The 18,599-nt window shown below is 62.2% G+C and carries 16 protein-coding genes; 9 read left to right on the top strand and 7 right to left on the bottom strand.

The features are described from left to right. Positions 1-69: 69 nt before the first annotated feature. Positions 70-849: a metalloregulator ArsR/SmtB family transcription factor gene (locus DCC25_RS06480; RefSeq protein WP_199223037.1), complete on the bottom strand. Its 780-nt coding sequence runs from the start codon at positions 847-849 to the stop codon at positions 70-72. Positions 850-1,023: 174 nt separating this feature from the next. Here DCC25_RS06480 and DCC25_RS06475 point away from each other — a divergent pair, with 174 nt between their 5' ends. The 3 genes from DCC25_RS06475 (at position 1,024) to DCC25_RS06465 (ending at position 4,071) form a co-directional block, all read left to right on the top strand. After that, positions 1,024-2,013 carry an ABC transporter ATP-binding protein gene (locus DCC25_RS06475; RefSeq protein ID WP_233242743.1) on the top strand — a complete coding sequence of 330 codons (990 nt, stop codon included), beginning with the start codon at positions 1,024-1,026 and terminating at the stop codon, positions 2,011-2,013. Continuing rightward, positions 2,010-2,897 carry an ABC transporter permease gene (locus DCC25_RS06470; RefSeq protein ID WP_233242742.1) on the top strand — a complete coding sequence of 296 codons (888 nt, stop codon included), beginning with the start codon at positions 2,010-2,012 and terminating at the stop codon, positions 2,895-2,897. The genes DCC25_RS06475 and DCC25_RS06470 overlap by 4 nt, the downstream gene beginning before the upstream one ends. Before the next feature lie 61 nt (positions 2,898-2,958). After that, positions 2,959-4,071, top strand: a complete 1,113-nt coding sequence (locus DCC25_RS06465) for a heme A synthase (RefSeq protein ID WP_233487933.1) — start codon at positions 2,959-2,961, stop codon at positions 4,069-4,071. Between the two features lie 92 nt (positions 4,072-4,163). On the opposite strand, the gene DCC25_RS06460 is transcribed toward DCC25_RS06465, so the two are convergent. Both DCC25_RS06460 and DCC25_RS06455 read right to left on the bottom strand, forming a co-directional pair. Then, positions 4,164-4,730 (bottom strand): Cpe/LpqF family protein, encoded by a 567-nt coding sequence (locus tag DCC25_RS06460; protein ID WP_146206427.1) that lies wholly within the window; start codon positions 4,728-4,730, stop codon positions 4,164-4,166. Between the two features lie 113 nt (positions 4,731-4,843). Beyond that, complete coding sequence (locus DCC25_RS06455) at positions 4,844-5,842, bottom strand: heme o synthase (protein WP_110101062.1); 999 nt, start codon at positions 5,840-5,842, stop codon at positions 4,844-4,846. Positions 5,843-6,267: 425 nt separating this feature from the next. Between DCC25_RS06455 and tkt the strand changes: the two genes are divergently transcribed. From tkt to pgl, 6 genes are all read left to right on the top strand, one after another. After that, positions 6,268-8,427 (top strand): transketolase, encoded by a 2,160-nt coding sequence (tkt, locus tag DCC25_RS06445; RefSeq protein WP_110101061.1) that lies wholly within the window; start codon positions 6,268-6,270, stop codon positions 8,425-8,427. A gap of 84 nt (positions 8,428-8,511) precedes the next feature. After that, on the top strand, positions 8,512-9,645 hold the full coding sequence (gene tal, locus DCC25_RS06440) for a transaldolase (protein ID WP_110101060.1): 1,134 nt from the start codon (positions 8,512-8,514) through the stop codon (positions 9,643-9,645). 61 nt (positions 9,646-9,706) lie between these two features. Then, entirely contained in the window at positions 9,707-11,356 is a 1,650-nt protein-coding gene (locus DCC25_RS06435) for a glucose-6-phosphate isomerase (protein ID WP_110101059.1), read from the top strand. 59 nt (positions 11,357-11,415) lie between these two features. After that, a complete protein-coding gene (zwf, locus tag DCC25_RS06430) occupies positions 11,416-13,011 on the top strand; it encodes a glucose-6-phosphate dehydrogenase (RefSeq protein WP_110101058.1) in 1,596 nt (531 codons plus the stop codon). Continuing rightward, a complete protein-coding gene (locus tag DCC25_RS06425; RefSeq protein ID WP_110101057.1) occupies positions 13,011-13,961 on the top strand; it encodes a glucose-6-phosphate dehydrogenase assembly protein OpcA in 951 nt (316 codons plus the stop codon). The genes zwf and DCC25_RS06425 overlap by 1 nt, the downstream gene beginning before the upstream one ends. Then, positions 13,951-14,850: a 6-phosphogluconolactonase gene (pgl, locus tag DCC25_RS06420; RefSeq protein WP_158278388.1), complete on the top strand. Its 900-nt coding sequence runs from the start codon at positions 13,951-13,953 to the stop codon at positions 14,848-14,850. Before DCC25_RS06425 ends, pgl begins: the two co-directional genes overlap by 11 nt. 49 nt (positions 14,851-14,899) lie before the next feature. Here pgl and secG read toward each other — a convergent pair whose 3' ends face one another. The 4 genes from secG to gap form a co-directional block, all read right to left on the bottom strand. After that, entirely contained in the window at positions 14,900-15,151 is a 252-nt protein-coding gene (secG, locus tag DCC25_RS06415; RefSeq protein ID WP_110098294.1) for a preprotein translocase subunit SecG, read from the bottom strand. A 37-nt stretch (positions 15,152-15,188) separates the two neighbouring features. Then, the gene (gene tpiA / locus DCC25_RS06410) at positions 15,189-16,004 is read right to left on the bottom strand and encodes a triose-phosphate isomerase (RefSeq protein ID WP_110101055.1); all 816 of its coding nucleotides are present in this window, start codon (positions 16,002-16,004) and stop codon (positions 15,189-15,191) included. A 97-nt stretch (positions 16,005-16,101) separates the two neighbouring features. Then, positions 16,102-17,331: a phosphoglycerate kinase gene (pgk, locus tag DCC25_RS06405; protein WP_110101054.1), complete on the bottom strand. Its 1,230-nt coding sequence runs from the start codon at positions 17,329-17,331 to the stop codon at positions 16,102-16,104. Positions 17,332-17,466: 135 nt separating this feature from the next. Continuing rightward, positions 17,467-18,468 (bottom strand): type I glyceraldehyde-3-phosphate dehydrogenase, encoded by a 1,002-nt coding sequence (gene gap / locus DCC25_RS06400; RefSeq protein ID WP_110101053.1) that lies wholly within the window; start codon positions 18,466-18,468, stop codon positions 17,467-17,469. Positions 18,469-18,599 lie beyond the last annotated feature (131 nt).

The raw sequence follows: 18,599 nt of genomic DNA, 5'->3' as shown, positions 1-18,599 counted from the left end.
TTTATCGCTGGTTGTCATGGTCGGGTGGTCGCAACGGCTTGCCTCCGGATCACTCCGGATGGTCACCGCTTAAGCTCGGGCAGCATTCTGTTCGGCTTGGGCAGTCAACGACGCATAGGCCTTGCGCCCTAGGGGCACGTGCGTGGTGCACACATGCCCGCCGGTGGGCAGGGTCGCCAATCGGCGCACATCTACCTGCAACAACCGGGCGAACAGTTCGGTTTCTTCTTCACAAAACTCGGGGTACTGCGCGGCCAGATCCTTGATCGGGCAGTGTCCCTGACAAATCTGGGCTGCCCGCAGGGTCGTCACGCGTGCACCACGTCCGGCGCGCCGGGTGGTGGCCGCGTAACCGAGTTCATCCAACACGGCGGTGAGCACCTTGATCCGCTCCGACAGTGTCATCTCGTCGGTGGCTCGATCCAGGAATAGCGTCTCGACCTCGGCGAAATGGTCCCGGGCGAACCGGCGGACCGCTTCGGGCCCACCCAGCTCGGCAATCATTTCCATGGCAGCGCTCGTCACGGCCAGGTAATCATCCCCGAGCTGTTGTTGTCCTTTGTGCGTGACGACATAGCGTTTGGAGGGACGCCCAGCACCCGCATCGCCGGAGACCGACTTAACCTCGATCAACCCCTCGGACTCGAGAGCGTCGAGGTGGCGTCGCACGGCCGCGGCAGTCAGATGCAACTCGCTACCGATGGCAGCGGCGCTCACCGGCCCGCGCGTCAGCACGGCATGGAGCACCTTCTCGCGGGTGTTTTCCCGAGAGCTACCGGCCGGTTCGGCAGACTGCGTCGCAGACTTCGTTCCGGAAGTCTCTTGGTGACGGGGAAAATAAGTAACCATGATATTCCCTAATTATACGCGGGATCGTGCGGACTGATAGTTTGGCATGCCTAAGTTCGCGACGAGATGACGGCGGATGACCGGTCAAGACCGGCACCCACCTGCTCCACGTCTGATCTCCGAATAGCTTCTGCTGTCCGAATAGCCATGATCCAAGTAGCTATAGTGAACACCGTGACTTCTGCATCCTCTCTCCATCCAGACACGAGCAACGCTGGATCAGATCAGATCCTGCTCGACGTTGATGATGTGTGGCTGAGCGTGAATTCTGACGAAGGCACCGTCAACATTCTGCGGGGTATGAGCCTGCAAGCCCGCGCCGGGGAGGTGACGGCCCTATTGGGGCCCAACGGTGCCGGCAAGACCACCACGTTGTCGATTGCCCAGGGACTGGTCAAGCCCTCTGCCGGTAGTGTCCGGCTGTTAGGTCAGGACCCCTTTACCGCCACCGCAGCGCTGCGAAGCCAGGTTGGGGTGATGTTGCAGGATGGCGGATTACCACCGTCGGTGACGCCCTTGCGCCTGATTGAACATCTGGCTCACCTCTACCGAGAGCCCCTGGATATTTACGCTTTGATCAACCGGTTGGAGATCACAGAGTTTCAGGATCGGACCATACGCCGACTGTCGGGGGGCCAGCAACAGCGGGTTGCAATGGCCGCGGCGCTGATCGGTCGGCCCTCGGTCATCTTCTTGGATGAGCCCTCGGCCGGACTCGATCCAGTCTCTCGCCGGGTCGTGTTTGAGCTGATCCAGCAGATGAAACACGCCGGACTGGCCATCGTGCTCACCACCCACCTCCTCGATGATGCCGAAAAGCTAGCCGATCGGGTCATCCTGATCAATCACGGCCGGGTGGAGCGTGAAGGAACCGTTGCCGAATTGACGGATCGTCATCACCGTCCCGCTGTGCTGTTCTCGGTCGAAACTCCCCTGTCGGACCACGCCCTGGCCGATGTGCCCGAGGCGTTGAGCGTACACCGGGTTACCGCTACCGAAGCGACCGGTATGGTCGGGATGGAAACCTGGCAGGTGCGCGGACTGCAAGAACCAGCCGACTACGTGGAATTGACCCGGTGGTGGCAACGCTGGGATATTCTGCCGCGTGATCTGTCGATGTCCCGGCGGTCGTTAGAAGATGTGTTTTGGGAGGTGACCCCGTGAGCCAACAGCACCCGGACCAACCGGCACGGCCCGACCCACACCCGGATGACCGGCCCGATGGACAGCTCCGTGAACAGGCCGATGAGTTGACATACCGTTCGCACTATCAGGATCGTGTGCTGGACCTCACCCCGGTGGCCAGGCCCCACGCCTCAGGTTTGTTTCGGCGCGTGATTGCTCAGGGCGGCTATGAAACCCGCACCACCTTGTCCAATGGGGAACAGCTACTGGTGTCGATCATCTTGCCACTGATGGTGCTGATCGCGCTGTCGGTGACTGACTTCATCGTCGCTGAAGGGGCCACGGTCTCGCCGGTGAACCTCGCGACCCCCGGCGTGTTGGCCTTGGCGGTGTTGTCCTCGGGACTAACTGGTCAGGGCATCGCGACCGGATTTGACCGACGCTACGGGGTGCTTCGCTACCTGTCCACCACTCCCCTGGGACCGACCGGACTCCTGCTGGGCAAGGCGGTCGCGGTGGTACTGGTGCTGATCGTGCAACTGATGGTTCTAGGGCTCGCCGCGCTGTTTCTCGACTGGCGACCGGTCGCTGTCGGGGTGTTATACGCTGGGATCTTCATCGTACTGGGAGCGGTCACCTTTACCGCCTTGGGCCTGCTGATTGCTGGAACCGTCCGCCCGGAAGCAACCTTAGCGATCACGAATCTGCTCTGGGTGATCCTGGGGGCCGCCGGTGGCGTGGTTTTTACCGTGCCCGAGAACCTGTTCGGTGAGCTCTTGCAGTTTTTGCCCTCGGCTGCCCTGGGTGAGGGGTTGCGGGCCGCCACGGCGCGCGGTCAATTCGATCTGCTCAGCTTCGTCATCTTAGTGGTCTGGGCGGCGATCTTCACCGGGTGCACAGTACGCTGGTTTAAATGGCGATAACTAAGAGTTTCGCTCCGATTGCCGTGACCCCTGGGCCGAATGTTGAAAGAGGTTGATCAACGTGTCTGGTTTCGCGCTGCGGGATGATGTCCATACTCAGCACCACACTGAAACGTCCCGGTCCCCGGTCCAGCGGACCAAAGACTGGTTGATGCCCACCTCGGTGACCGGGTGGACCATGGCGGTGGCGGTGGCGTCACTGATAACGCAAATTGGCATTATCGTTACCGGTGGCGCGGTGCGACTGACCGAATCTGGGCTGGGGTGTCCGACCTGGCCGAAATGTACCCCCGAGTCTTTGACGAACACCCCCGAAATGGGAATCCACGGTTATATCGAGTTCGGCAATCGGACGCTGACCTTTGTGCTCACCGCGGTCGCGGTGCTGATGCTGTTGGCGATCTGGCGACTGCGGGCCACCTACCGTGCAATCTTCTGGCTGTCGATTATTCTGCTGTGTGGCATTCCCGGGCAAGCGGTGATCGGTGGAATGACGGTCCTGACCGAGCTGAACCCCTGGGTGGTCTCCCTGCACTTCTTGTTATCGAGCTTCTTGGTCTGCCTGGCCGCCCTACTGGTCAACCGGGTGGGACTGGAGCGTCGCATCGGCGGCGGCGAGGTGGAGCAGGTCCCGTCCCTGGTGGATGGCGAGACCACCGCCACGACCCGCGGGTTGGCACGTGCGGCTTTCGTGCTGGGCTGGATCACCTTGATCCTCGGCACCGTCGTCACCGGTTCGGGCCCCCACGGCGGAGATGCCGAGGCGCCCCGCCACGATTTTGATCCGGCGGTCGTGACCCGCTGGCACGTCATCCCGGTTTACCTGCTGATCGCCGTGGTGATCGTCCTGCTGGTGTTGGTGCATCGGTTGGCGTCCTCCCAGCGCCAGCGGATCAGCGTCTGGGCCATGGTTGCGGTGATCGTCCTGCAGGCCAGCGTGGGCTACTATCAGCACTTTAACGGTCTGCCCATCGTGGCCGTGCTGGGGCACATGCTCGGAACCGGGCTCCTAGCGTGGCTGATGACCAATATGATGGATCGGCAATGCTCGTCCTATTCCTCGCACGACACTGTGGTGGATCCCCGCTCTCCGAGATTCACGGCCAACGTGGACCCGGCCACTCTGGTGGCTGACGCCCAGGCCGAAGGCGCCTCTCCCGGCCCGGCCCGCTAACACCCGCTTTCCCTCCTGCACCCCTTGATGGTGGGTCAGGATCACACCTTCCGACCGGCCAGACCGGTGTCGGTGAGTGGGTAAGCCAGACCCTAGCTGGGATCAGCGCTGGCTTCGTCGCTGGGATCAGCGCTGGCGCTCGGATCGTTGGTATCGCGGTACCACAGCTCGGTGAGTCGTCCGGCCTCGTCGATACTGAAGTGCAGATCCAGCGGCTGGGCGGAGATATCGGGAGTCAACGTCATCATCGCGCTAGCCTGGTCGGTCTGTTCGTAGTGGGTCATCACATACGGTTTCTGGGGGCGTAGCTCGGCATTGAGGGTGCCCACCAGCGAGTCGACGGGGATCTTTTCGGTCAGTTCAGGGGCCACCCGGTCGTACCAGTCGGAGCGGTCAATGGCGCGGTTGCCGTTAATTTGGTTCAGGATCCAGCGCCCGGTGTCGCCGAGTTGGTTGTCCGGAAAGTGGTCGGGTGCGACATGGGTGGGGGCGGCATTGCCATCCGGGGTGGCCTCGCGGTGCTCGGATTCGACGCAACCGCTCAGCCCCAAAGAGCCCACCAGCGCCAGCCCAGCGAGCAAGGCCAGCCCACGGTGCGCGCGTGTTGATACGGATGTCGCGGTGTGCGGAGAGTGTACGGCACGGTACCTGAATGTCACGATGAGTCCTTTATCTGCTATCTGCAACAGCTTGACCTGCAACAGCGTGCCCACAGCGACCGAGCCTGTCCCGGAGCGATAACCGTACCGGACCGAGACCCGGTCTATCGGGGCTAAAGCGCCGGGGCGGTCACGGCCTCGGCCATCAGCGGCTCACCCACGAACGGGTCGATGGCCAGGCCGATGAACAGCAGGGTCAAATAGGTGATCGACAAGTGGAAGACCTTCATAGCCTGTTTGTCCTGAAAATCCGGTTTCTGCGATTCCCGGTAAAGAACGTGGCTCTCATAGATGAACCAGCCACCCACCGTTGCCGCGATCACGGTGTAGACAACACCAGCCCACCCCAAGGGCACCAGCAACAGCGAGCACATCACCGTCGCCCAGGTATAGAGCACACACTGGGTGGAGACTTTCCGGGCGGTGGCGATTGCACCCAGCATGGGGACGTTGGCCTGCCGGTAATCGGATTTGTACTTCAGCGACAGCGGCCAGTAGTGCGGAGGGGTCCATAAGAAAATCACCGCGAACAGCACCACGGCTGGCCATTCGATGGTCTCGCGCACGGCCGCCCAGGCGATCAGTACCGGGAAACAGCCGGCGATCCCGCCCCAGACGATGTTCTGTTCGGTGCGGCGCTTGAGGATCAGGGAGTAGACGACCACGTAGAAGAAGATGGCCAGTGCCCCCAGCGCGGTGGCCAGCCAGTTGGTGCCGACCGCGAGGATGACCAAGGAGATCGCGCCCAGCACCGATGCGAAGATCAAGGCTTCGCGCGGGGTGACCTCACCGGTGACCAGCGGCCGGGATCGGGTGCGGTCCATCACCTTGTCGATATCGCGATCGATGTAGCAGTTGAACGCGGCCGAAGACCCGGCCGCGGCGGCACCGCCGACCATGGTGGCTAGCATCAGCCACCCCGAGGGGAAGCCCTGGGCGGCGAAGATCATGGTTGGCAACGTGGTGACCAGCAACAGCTCCATCACGCGGGGCTTGGTCAAGGACACGTAGGCGGCGATCTTACGCTTCAGACCGATCGAGCCTGGCCGTGAGGTGGTTTCGGAGGCGGAACCCGGTGTGGTCTGCTGAGTGCTTTTAACGGAAGTCGACATCTATCGTGAGTCCGATTCGGTAGGGTGCGGTCTTGGCCCACGTCGCGATGATGCAGTCAGGCAGATGAGGTGTGGTGATGCCAGCAGATACCGCCACGGTGGGTGTCGGGACGCGTGGTTAATATTCTCGTCGTCTGGTGTCTGTGTCTAGTCTACCCGGTTGAGCTCGGTGCTGAGTTTTCTGACATGCTGATGGTGCCTGCCATGCCGGTGGTGCCGGCTACGGCGACCGGTTTGTCTAGTGCGGGCCATCGGTTGGGGGCGAACCGATGGGATCTGCTGGTTTTCGGGATGATCCATCGCATGGACGGCTCGATCGGCGCTAAGCTGAAGACGCAGCACTTTTCTCCAGAGCCTGTCCGGAGACGATCCGGGTGGCAGGGAAAGTCATCGTCGCACAAGTTCACCCTGCAGGAAGGTCCTCCGTGGTCTCACAAGATGCACAGACACATCATCACCTAAACCGGCTTCAACCGGCGCGAGACTATACCTATACCGAGCAGGATCAGCGCACCGTCGATTCGCTGCGCGTGCTGGCTGCTGATGCGGTCGAAAAGGTCGGATCTGGGCACCCCGGAACCGCGATCTCGCTGGCTCCGGTGGCCTGGCAGTTATTTCAGAACGTCATGCGCTGGGATCCCACCGATGCTGGCTGGCACGGTCGGGACCGGTTCATCCTCTCCCCCGGTCACACCTCGCTGACCCTGTACCTGCAGTTATTCGCCGCCGGAGCTGGTCTGGAGATGAGCGATCTGGAAGCGTTGCGCACCTGGGGCTCGAAGACCCCGGGGCATCCCGAGTACAGTCATACCGATCATGTGGAGATCACCACCGGGCCGCTAGGTCAGGGCCTCGCCTCGGCGGTAGGTTTCGCCTACGAACAGCGTCGGTTACGCGGATTGTTGGATCCCGAGGCTGCGACAGGGACTAGCCCGTTTGACTATCACGTGTTTGTGATCGCCTCCGACGGGGATATGCAGGAGGGGATAACCTCCGAGGCGTCCTCATTGGCCGGTACCCAGGAACTGGGCAATCTGGTGGTGATCTACGACGACAATAAGATCTCGATCGAAGATGACACCGAGATCGCCTTTAGCGAAGACGTGGCCGCCCGCTACCGGGCCTACGGCTGGCACGTGGAAGAGATCGACTGGACGGCCGGGGGTGACTACGTTGAGGACACCAGGTCGCTGTATCAGGCGATCGCGGCGGCCAAAGCAGAAACCCAGCGGCCCACGCTGATCATCTTGCGCACCATTATCGGGTGGCCGTCCCCGACCAAGCAGAACACCGGGGCGATCCACGGCTCGAAGCTAGGCCCCGAGGAGCTGGCCGGGCTCAAGCACGCTCTGGATGTTGATCCCGAGCAACACTTCCACATTGAACCTGAGCTACTCGAGCGCGCCCGCGAGGTCAAACACCGCAACGGCCAGTACCGGGCTACATGGGACGAGGCTCTAGCGGTGTGGCGGGCTGCCAACCCGGAACGCTCGGCCCTGTATGACCGCCTGATCGCCCGAAAATTGCCCGAGGGGTTTGCCGAGGCATTCCCGGTATTTGACGCCGACGAGAAGGGGATCGCCACTCGGGCGGCCTCCGGCCAGGTGCTCAACGCGCTGGCCGATGTGATGCCAGAACTGTGGGGCGGATCGGCGGATCTGGCCGGATCCAATAACACCACCATGAAGGACAACCCCAGCTTCATTCCTGAACGCCGGTCTACCGGAGCCTTCAGCGGACACCCCTATGGGCGGGTGTTGCACTTCGGAATTCGAGAGCACGCTGCCGGGGCGATCATTAACGGCGTGAATCTGGGCGGGCTGACCCGGGCCTATATGGGAACGTTTTTGATTTTCTCCGACTATCAGCGACCCGCCATCCGGTTGGCCGCGCTGATGGGCGCCCCCTCGGTGTTCGTGTGGACCCACGACTCGATCGGGTTGGGTGAAGACGGGCCGACCCACCAGCCAGTGGAACACCTGGCATCCCTGCGCGCAATACCCGGACTGGACGTGATCCGGCCTGCCGACGCTAACGAGGTTTCGGTGGCCTGGAAAACCCTACTGTCCCACACGGACCGGCCGGCCGGGATGGTGCTGTCGCGTCAGGCGTTACCGATCATGCCCAGGGAAGAACGGGGCTTCGCCTCGGCGGAGCACGTCGCCCGGGGCGCCTATGTGCTGATTGATGCCCAAGGAGCTGGCGGTCCGCAGAGCGTTATGCCGGATGTGGTGTTGCTCGCGACCGGATCCGAGGTACAGCTGGCCGTGGCAGCGCGCGACCAGCTCGAGGCCGACGGGATTGGCACCCGCGTGGTTTCGGCACCCTGTCTGGAATGGTTCGACACCCAGGATGCCACCTACCGGGCGGGGGTACTACCGGCCGGTGTTCCCACCGTCTCGGTCGAGGCCGGGGTGGCCCAGGGCTGGCAACGCTATACCGGACCAAACGCCGCCCATATTTCGCTGGAGCATTTCGGTGCCTCAGCCGACTACCAGACCCTCTTTGAGCAGTTCGGAATCACCGTTGACGCGGTGGTGGCCGCCGCCAGAAACCTGGTGCGTGGCGGATCCGGCGATGGGTGAGCCGGCGACCGAACACCGAGCGATTTCCGCCTGCCGGCACGACGTTGATCCCGCGTGGTCCCACGCAGAAAGCGAGCGTAACCCGTGACAGTACAACCCAGTCCCCGCACCGCAAAACTGAGCACCAGTCGTGGCGTCTCGATCTGGTTGGACGATCTCTCCCGTCCGGCAATCACCTCGGGACTGCTGCGCGAGATGATCGAGTCCTACACTCTCACCGGAGTCACCACCAACCCCTCGATTTTCGCCAAGGCGCTGGCCGATGGGGTCGGCTATGAGTCGCAGCTGCGCGCCCTGGCCGCCGAGGGAGCCGATACCGAACGGGCCGTGAGGGAACTGACCACCCGGGACGTGCGCGAAGCCTGCGATCTGTTTGCAGAGATCTACCGGTCCACTCACGGTGTGGATGGTCGGGTCTCGCTGGAGGTCGACCCGCGACTGGCGAAGGACACCCAGGCCACGATTGAGCAGGCACTCCAGCTGGCTGAGGCGGTGGGACGCGAGAATCTGATGATCAAAATCCCGGCCACCACTGAAGGCCTGCCGGCGATCACTGAAGTCTTGGCGGCTGGAATTTCGGTGAACGTGACCCTGATCTTCTCGCTGGTGCGGTATCGGGAAGTGATCAACGCCTGGTTGCTGGGGTTGGAAGCCGCCCACCGGGCCGGACGCGATCTGAGCGCTATCCACTCGGTGGCCAGCTTTTTCGTCTCTCGGGTTGACACCGAGATCGACGCGCAATTACAGCAGACCGCCCTGGAACCGGCTCGAATCGCGGAATTGCAGGGCCGGGCCGGACTGGCCAATGCCCGGCTGGCCTACCGGATCTTCACCAACGCCCAGGACACCGAGCGGTGGCGGTATCTCCGCGATGCCGGCGCGCGAGTCCAGCGGCCGCTGTGGGCTTCCACCGGCACGAAGAACCCCGCCTATTCCGATGTGTGCTACGTCGAGGGGTTGATCGCCGAGCACACCGTCAACACGATGCCACTGGCTACCCTGGAAGCTTTCGCCGATCACGGGGAGGTCGACCAGCCAGAGATCTCGACCTATTTTGCCGACGATGATCAGCTCCTCGACGATCTGGCGAAGGTCGGGATCGACTACCAGCAGGTGGTCACCACCCTGGAAGACGAGGGCATCGCCAAATTTGAGACCGCGTGGTTAGAGCTCTGGACCACCGTAACCGACCAACTAGACCGCGCCAAGACCGCCTGACCGATCCACCCGTTCCCACCAATCTCAGCGCACGGACACCCCGTATCGACAGGAGCCAACGATGAATTCTCTGGGGATCAATCTTTCCGGTAACGCCCTCCACGGTGTTGACCAGCGTGTTGAGGAATTGCTCAGCAACCGTTTCGCCTCCCGCCTGTTGGAGCGTGATCACACACTGTGGGGCCCCGAGGCCGAAGCTGAAGCGTCGCAACGTCTGGGCTGGGTCGACCCCTTCGACACAGCCTTCGAGCTGATCCCACAGATCACCCAGTTACGCGAGCAGCTGGCTGACAAGGGCATCACCCGGGTGGTGTTGGCCGGGATGGGTGGCTCCTCGCTGGGTGCTGAAGTCATGGCCCGCGCCGCCGGGGTCCGGCTGGATGTGGTGGATTCCACCGACCCGGAATTGGTGGGCTCTATTTTGGCCGCCGGGGTGGCCGATACGGTCTTCGTGATTTCCTCCAAATCCGGCTCCACGGCTGAAACCGACGCGGCCCGGCGTGCGTTTACTCAAGCACTGCAGGAGGCCGGGCTGACGCCCGGCGATCACCTGATTGCCGTCACCGACCCCGGATCTCCGTTGGAGTCGCTGGCCCGAGACCACCAGTACACCGCAGTGTTTGAAGCCGATCCCACCATTGGCGGGCGCTACTCGGCCCTGTCGGCCTTCGGGCTGGTACCGGCCGGACTGGCCGGGGTCGAGCTGACCACGATCGTCGACGATGCCGAGGTTGCTTCCCACAGTCTGTACGAGGACGACGAGACCAACCCGGCGCTACGGGCTGCCGCAGTTTTGGGGGCCGGGGCGCCGAGTCGCAATAAACTCATCATCACTAATTTTGATCAAGCTCTGCCCGGATTCGGGGACTGGATCGAACAGCTCATCGCCGAATCCACCGGAAAACACGGGACCGGATTCTTGCCGGTGATCGTCGAGCCCGGTGCCGTGGAGAACCGTAGTCACGACGAGGACGTGATCCACCTGCACCTGATCGCCGACCCCGGGGAATCCCAGGCGACGTTGAATCCGGAAGATCCTCGGGACGACGAGGTGCAGATTTATGGCAGTTTAGGTGCCCAGCTAGTGTTCTGGGAGGTCACCACCGTGGCCGCAGCCAGCCTGATCGGGGTCAACCCCTTCGATCAGCCTGATGTGGAATCGGCCAAGGTCGCCACCCGCGCTGTGCTGGCCGAGCCGACCACACCGGAACCACCCCAGATCAGCACCGCCGAATTCGATCTATTCGGTCCGGCTGGGTTGCTCGGCGATGTGGAAGCCACCGGTGAAGCCCAACAGATCCTCACCGAAGTGTTCACCGTACTCGGTACGGTGCTGGAGGACGATAGCTACCTGGCGGTGCAGGCCTACACCAACCGGTTGCGGCAACAGCACCTCACCCGCCTGCGCCCGGCGCTGGCCCGTCGTTACGGTCGGCCGGTGACCTTCGGCTGGGGCCCGCGGTTCCTGCACTCCACCGGACAGTTCCACAAGGGCGGTCCGGCCACCGGCGTGTTCATTCAAATTACCGCCGATTCCGAACTCGACCTGCAAATCCCGGGGCTGAACTACAGTTTCGCAGAGTTGATCACCGCCCAAGCCGCCGGAGATGGCTCGGTGTTGACCGAAACCGGACAACCGGTGGTGCGGATACATCTCAAGGACCGCTCGGCAGCGATCGAGACCCTGATCAACGCTGCCGAACAGATCTAGCCGCATCTGTCGATCACCACCGATCAACACGCCCTACGCAGCAGGAAGGCACAGCACACGTGACACCAGCATGGCCCGCAACACCCCAGGATCCGCCCCGCCCGTCGCGTCATACCAATCCGTTGCGTGACCCGGCCGACCGGCGCCTGACCTCGATTGCTGGACCCTCGGCCATGGTCATGTTCGGGGTCACCGGCGATCTGGCGCGCAAGAAACTGTTGCCGGCCATTTACGATCTGGCCCATAACGGGTTGCTGCCACCCAGTTTCTCCCTGGTCGGGTTCGGTCGACGCGACTGGGACCAGCAGGAATTCACCGCCTTCGTGCAGGCCTCTGTACGGGCACACGCCAGGACGAGTTTCAACGAGATCGTCTGGGCCCAGCTGTCGGGTGGATTCCGATTCATCTCGGGCGGTTTTGACGACGAGCAGGCCTACCAGCGACTGTCCGCCACGTTGGAGGAGTTGCAAGACCAACGTGGCACTGGGGGCAACACTGCGTTCTACCTGTCGATCCCGCCGGCCTGGTTCGAAACGGTCTCCCGTCATCTGGTCGATCACGGGCTGGCTGGCAAACAGCTCGGTGCTGACACGGATACTGCGCTGGCTCCGTGGCGCCGGGTGGTGATCGAAAAACCCTTCGGGCATGATCTGGCTTCGGCTCGGGAGCTCAACGAGGTGATCGAGCAGGTCTTCTCCCCCGATGACGTGTTTCGGATCGACCATTACTTAGGGAAAGAGACCGTCCAAAATATTTTGGCTCTGCGATTTGCCAATCGGCTGTATGAACCGTTGTGGAATGCCCAACACGTCGACCATGTGCAGATCACGATGGCTGAATCGATCGGGATTGAGGGCCGTGCCGGCTACTACGACGGGGTCGGGGCCGCCCGGGATGTGATCCAGAACCACCTGTTGCAGTTGTTGGCGCTGACTGCGATGGAAGAACCCCTGTCTTACCGGGCCGATGATCTGCGGGCAGAAAAAGAAAAGGTGCTCAAATCCGTGGTGGTGCCCCAGGACCTGGGACACTGTTCGGCCCGGGGCCAATACGCCGGGGGCTGGCAAGGCGGAGAAAAGGTCCTGGGCTTTTTGGACGAAGAGGGATTCGATCCCCATTCCCGGACCGAGACCTATGCCGCGCTCAAATTGGGGATCCACAACCGACGCTGGGAGGGGGTGCCCTTCTACTTGCGCACCGGCAAGCGCTTAGGTCGGCGGGTCACCGAGATCGCGGTGGTGTTCAAGAAGAGCCCGGATCTGATCTTCCCGTCCCACGGGACCACAGACTTCGGCCACAACACCGTGGTGATCAGAGTCCAGCCCGACGAAGGGGTGACGATCCGTTTTGCCTCCAAGGTGCCGGGCACTCAGATGACGGTGCGCGATGTAACCATGGACTTCGGCTACGGTCATGCTTTCACCGAGGACAGCCCCGAGGCCTATGAACGCCTGATTTTGGACGTATTGTTGGGTGACCCGCCACTGTTCCCCCGGCACGAAGAGGTCGAGCAGTCGTGGCGGATCCTGGACCCATTTGAACAGTACTGGGAGTCGTTACCGGACCAGCCAGAACCCTATGAGCCAGGGTCCTGGGGGCCGGCCGGAGCGGATGAGATGATGGCCCGTGACGGGCGCGCTTGGAGGAGACCGTAATGATTGTGGAGCTATCCGATACCACCGTCGATCAGGTCCTGAAGGAGATCGGCCGGCTGCGTGAATCTGGTGGCGTGGTCGCCTTAGGTCGGGTATTGTCGCTGATCATTGCAACCACCGCGGACAGTGTAGAAGAAGCCATTGAGGCAGCCAACCAGGCCTCGCGGGAGCATCCCTGCCGGATCGTGGTGCTGGCTACCGGCGACCAGCGGAAGCAGACCCGGCTTGATGCTCAAATCCGCGTTGGTGGCGACGCCGGAGCCTCGGACGTGGTGGTGCTTTACACGTCGGGCCAGAACGCGGTGGAATCGGCGACGTTGATCAACGGGTTCCTGCTCCCCGACGCGCCGATCGTCGTGTGGTGGCCCGGCACGGCTCCCACAATCCCGGCTGAGTCACCACTGGGCCGGATCGCCCATCGCCGGATTGTCGATACCAGCGCACCCACCGACGTGGACGCCCCGACGGCTCTGAAGCTACTTCGTGAAGGCTACCGGGCCGGGGATACCGATCTGTCGTGGACGCGGCTGACCATGTGGCGCAACCAGGTGGCGGCGATTTTTGACACGATCGACCCGGCGTCGGTGCTGGCAGCGACCGTGGACGGGGCCGAGAATAATGCGGCCACGATTTTGATGGGCGCATGGTTGCAGATGCAATTGCAGATCCCGGTCACCTTGGCTTCGACCGGGACTGGTCCGGGGCTGCGATCGGTGCGTTTGGTGCGGCGCGGCGGAGACATCGTGCTGGCTCGCAATGAGGAATCCCCGGTGGCCTTTCTGTATCAACAGGACCGGAAAGTGCAGCGCATTTCGTTGCCTCGCCGGTCACGCCAGGAGTGTTTGACCGAAGAATTGCGTCGCTTGGACCCGGATGAGTTCTTTGGTCGCGTGCTGGCCCAAGGCTTGCCAGCTACCAATACTAAGGCGGTGCATCCCAGTGCCCGATAACGACACTCCAACCGCATCACACCACGGTGGGCTCGCTCGTGCCATGCGCCGGGAAAGTACAGGTACCGGAGCAACTGTGGCGGTGTTCCCGGATAAGGCACAGTTGCTCGAGGCGGCCGCTGTTGAGCTGGTGGCGGTCATTAATCGGGCCTTGGACCAGCGTGGCCGGGCGCAGATCGTGCTCACCGGAGGAACCTCCGGTATAGGGTTGCTGGAACGGCTCGCGGATCCACAGAAGAACCTTTTGGGACAGGTCACTGATTGGTCGGGCGTGCAGTTGTGGTTCGGAGATGAGCGCTATCTGGACGCGACTGATGCGCAGCGCAATGCGCGACAGGCCTGGGATGCGCTGGTGGGCACACTCGTTGCGTCCTACGGCCTCGGTCGGGAGCAGTTTCACCCCATGGCGGCTGCCACAGTAGGGCATGCTGACCGAGATCACCACGACGTGTTGGCAACCTCTGCCGAGCAGTACGCCACGGAGTTGGCAACGGTAGCCGAGCGGGATCCCGGAGTTGATCAGCGACTGCCACGGTTTGATGTGGTGCTACTGGGAGTTGGCGAAGACGGTCACGTGGCAAGCCTCTTCCCGGGGTTGCCGGGTGTCACGATAACCGGGCGCACGGTCATCCCGGTGACGGGATCGCCGAAGCCCCCGCCGGAACGGTTGTCGTTGAGCCTGGAAGCGCTGAACAGTGGCGACAACGTCTGGCTTTTTGCCCCGGGAGCGGGCAAGGCCGGACCGGTGGGTGCGGTGCGCTCTGCTGACACGCCACCAGCAGCATCCGGGCAACAGCGTGCGATGGACGAGGTGCTACCGGCTCTGGTGGTGCGCGGACGGGTCGAAACGCTGTGGTGGGTGGATGAGCAGGCCCTGTCTGAGGGCTAGTTGCAGGACGTGGCCGAGGCTGACCGGGCTTGAGGGAAAGCTGGCGGGATCAGAATTCGCGCATGAACTGGGGCAACAGCGCCAGGACGATGATGATCGCACCCCACAGCACGCCGAGGAAGACGGTCAGGCGAGTGAGGTTGCGCTGAGCAACGCCCGAAGAGCTGAGTCCGGAGGTTACGCCACCACCAAACATATCGGACATACCGCCCCCGCGGCCCTTGTGCAATAGGATCAACAGCACCATGGACACACTGATGATCACCAAAAGGATCTGCAGGACAATCTGTAAAATTTCCACGAAAAGATTCTTCCTTTACGCCGTGGGTGACGGCCAGCTAGTCGGTCAACAAATGATGCTCGAACCTAACAATACTAGCAAATTCGGCTTCGTCGAGACTGGCCCCACCGACCAGGGCACCATCGACGTCTTTCTCGCGCATGATGCTGGCCACATTAGCGGCCTTCACCGAACCGCCGTAAAGGATTCGTACCGAGCGGGCCACCTCGGGCCCGTGGTCTTGACTCAGTAACTCACGGATCGCTGAGGCCATTTCTTGAGCGTCCTCAGGGCCAGCGACTTCGCCAGTGCCGATTGCCCAGACCGGCTCGTAGGCAATAACCAGGTCTTGCACGTGCTGGGTGGGTACTTTGGCGATCCCGGCGCGGACCTGGCCCAGGGTGTGCTCGAGATGGCGATGGTCTTCACGCACCTGGAGGTCCTCGCCGACACAGAGGATCGGCACGAGCCCGTGCGTGAAGGCGGCCTGGACTTTGGCGGCCACGATCTCATCGGATTCCTGGTGGACGCTACGACGCTCGGAGTGGCCGACGAGCACGTACCGGCAGTCGAGTTTAGCGAGGAACTGGCCCGAGATATCACCGGTGTAGGCTCCGGAGGCGTGTGGGGAGAGATCCTGGGCTCCCAGAGAGACCGGGAGCTTATCACCGCGGATCAGGGTCTGCACACTGCGGAGATCCGTGAAGGGCGGGAAAACCGCGACCTCAATGGTGTCGAAATCGTGATCGGCATCGTTGAGGGTCCAGCAAAGCTTTTGCACCAGCGTGACGGCCTGCTGGTGGTCGAGGTTCATCTTCCAGTTACCGGCCATCAGCGGGGTGCGGTCATAGACTCCGTTAGTTGTGGAGGTCATGCACAGATCAGTCCTTCATCTTCTCGGGTCCGGTCAGCAAAGGCTCGACGAGCTACGCCGTGCCAACGGTCGGGTTGCACGTGCTACAGAGCCTGTCTTAGTTCTGCAGGGCCTGCACACCGGGTAGCTCGCGTCCTTCCAGATATTCCAGGGAGGCCCCGCCTCCGGTGGAGATATGGCCGAACTGGTTGTCACCGAAGCCCAGATTGCGCACGGCAGCTGCTGAATCGCCACCGCCAACCACGCAGAGTCCATCAACCGCGGTGAGAGCTTCGGCTACGGCCTTGGTGCCGGCCGCGAAGGCGGGTAGCTCGAAGACACCCATCGGGCCGTTCCAGAAGACGGTGTGAGCTGCGCGGATGGTCTGGGCGTAATGGGCTGCCGAGTCGGGCCCGATATCGAGGCCCATGGCCGACTCTCCATAGGTACCAGTTGCCAGACCATCGACGGGTCGAACTTCATGTCCGGCCTCAGCACCGAACGTTTCGGCCATCACGATATCGGTGGGCAACACGATGGTGGCCGCGCCGCCTTGGCCGGAGCGCTTCAGGTATTCGGCCACGGTATCGATCTGGTCTTCTTCGAGTAGTGAGGAGCCGACCTGATGCCCCTGCGCGGCGAGGAAGGTGAAAACCATTCCCCCGCCGATCAGTAGCGTGTCGGCTTTGTCGAGCAAATTATCGATGACCGCAAGCTTATCGGAGACTTTAGATCCGCCCAGGGCCACTACGTAGGGGCGAGCCGGTTCGGTGATCAGCTGGTCGAGTACCTGCAGCTCGGTAGCGACCAGGTCACCCTGGTAGGCCGGAAGGTGCCGGGCGATATCGAAGACAGAGGCGTGCTTGCGGTGCACCGCGCCGAAGGCGTCGTTAACATAAACCCCAGTGTCGCCGACCAAGCGTGCCAGTTCAGCTGCCAACTCAGCCCGTTCGCTGTCATCTTTGGAGGTTTCGCGGGGATCGAAGCGGACATTTTCCAGCAACAGGATCGATCCGTCGGCCAGCGCATCGGCCTTGGAACGAGCATCTTCACCGGTCAAATCGGTGGCACGCTGGACCGCGATCGTGGTGAGTTCAGCCAGCCGGGTAGCCACGGGGGCCAGGGAAAATTCGGGGTTGGCCTCACCCTTGGGGCGTCCCAGGTGAGCCATGACGATCACCTTGGCTCCTGCTGTGGCGAGCTTTTCCAAAACCGGCAATGAGGCGCGGATCCGACCGTCGTCCGTGACGGTTCCGGAATCCAGAGGCACGTTCAGATCAGACCGAACCAAGACGTAGCGGGAGCTGACTCCCTGCTCAAGCAAGTCGTTGAGGTTTTGTGCAGGCATAGGAGGAGACCTTTCAAACGGCGATATTCAGGAGCATACACCGGCCCGAGCCGTCCACCGAGCAGTGGACTCGCCCGGGCCGAACGTCTGGTGATCCAGGGGGCTGATGATGGTGTCAGAGCCGAGTTCCAGGGGTTAGAGAGTGTCGGCGGCACGCTCGACGAGGTCAAGCATTTGGCAGGTGTAACCGTACTCGTTGTCGTACCACCCAATAACCTTCACCACGCGACCAATGGACTTGGTCAGCGGGGCGTCATAGGTGCAGGCTGCCGGGGTGGTTGCGATGTCAGCCGAGACCAGCGGGTCGGTAGAGTACACCAGGCGTCCGGAGAGCTCGGGGGTTTCGGAGGCCTTTTTGAAGGCTTCGTTGACCTCCTCGATGGACACCTCGTGGTCGAGCTCGACGGTCAGATCGGTGGCAGAGCCGGTGATCACCGGCACGCGCATTGCGAAACCATCGAGCTTGCCCTTCAGGTCCGGGATCACTTCGCCGATGGCTTTGGCCGCCCCGGTGGAGGTCGGGATCATGTTTTGGGCCGCGGCCCGAGCGCGACGCTGATCCTTGTGCGGGGCATCGACCAGCTGCTGATCGCCGGTATAGGCGTGGATGGTGGTCATAATTCCGTCGACGATGCCGAAGCTATCGTGCAGGGTCTTGGCCATTGGGGCCAAACAGTTGGTCGTGCAGGAGGCAGCGGAGATGATAGTCATCTCTTCGGTGAGGTTCTGATCGTTGACACCGACCACGAAGGTGCCATCAACGCCTTTTCCGGGGGCGGAGAGCACGACCCTCTTGGCTCCGGCGTTGAGGTGGGCGCTAGCGGCCTGGCGATCCCGGAATTTACCGGTGGATTCAATCACGACATCGATACCAAGCTCGTCCCAGGGCAGGTTGGTCGGGTCCTTTTCCTGGAACACGCGGATCGTTTGGCCGTTGGCGATGATATTGTCGCCGTCGTAGCTGATCTTGTGTGGGTAGTTACCCAGCACTGTGTCGTATTTGGTCAGGAAAAGCAGGTCTTCGGGTTTGGTCAGATCGTTGACGGCCACCAATTCAAGATCGGGGTGGCGAGATTCGATAACCCGTAACGCGTTGCGTCCAATACGTCCGAAACCATTGATGGCGATTTTTGTCATGTCAGGTCAAGCCTGCCTTTCGCAAAAGACTGTGTTGCCGTAAGCATGGTAGCGAGGTCGAGACGCTACGCCGGCCTCCCGTTGTCCAGTCTAAACAGCACCGGGGGCACCCTGCTAGGTGCAAGGTGCCC

It is taken from the genome of Auritidibacter sp. NML120636 (genome assembly GCF_003185945.1).
Lineage (GTDB): Bacteria > Actinomycetota > Actinomycetes > Actinomycetales > Micrococcaceae > Auritidibacter > Auritidibacter ignavus.
Note: the sequence above shows the minus strand (reverse complement) of the source record. Positions and strands in the feature narration are given on the sequence as shown.

Coding starts and splice junctions, on each gene's coding strand:
- DCC25_RS06480 (WP_199223037.1), bottom strand. CDS start 849: ATGGTTACTTATTTTCCCCGTCACCAAGAGACTTCCGGAACGAAGTCT.
- DCC25_RS06455 (WP_110101062.1), bottom strand. CDS start 5,842: ATGTCGACTTCCGTTAAAAGCACTCAGCAGACCACACCGGGTTCCGCC.
- DCC25_RS06435 (WP_110101059.1), top strand. CDS start 9,707: ATGAATTCTCTGGGGATCAATCTTTCCGGTAACGCCCTCCACGGTGTT.
- DCC25_RS06425 (WP_110101057.1), top strand. CDS start 13,011: ATGATTGTGGAGCTATCCGATACCACCGTCGATCAGGTCCTGAAGGAG.
- tpiA (WP_110101055.1), bottom strand. CDS start 16,004: ATGACCTCCACAACTAACGGAGTCTATGACCGCACCCCGCTGATGGCC.
- pgk (WP_110101054.1), bottom strand. CDS start 17,331: ATGCCTGCACAAAACCTCAACGACTTGCTTGAGCAGGGAGTCAGCTCC.
- gap (WP_110101053.1), bottom strand. CDS start 18,468: ATGACAAAAATCGCCATCAATGGTTTCGGACGTATTGGACGCAACGCG.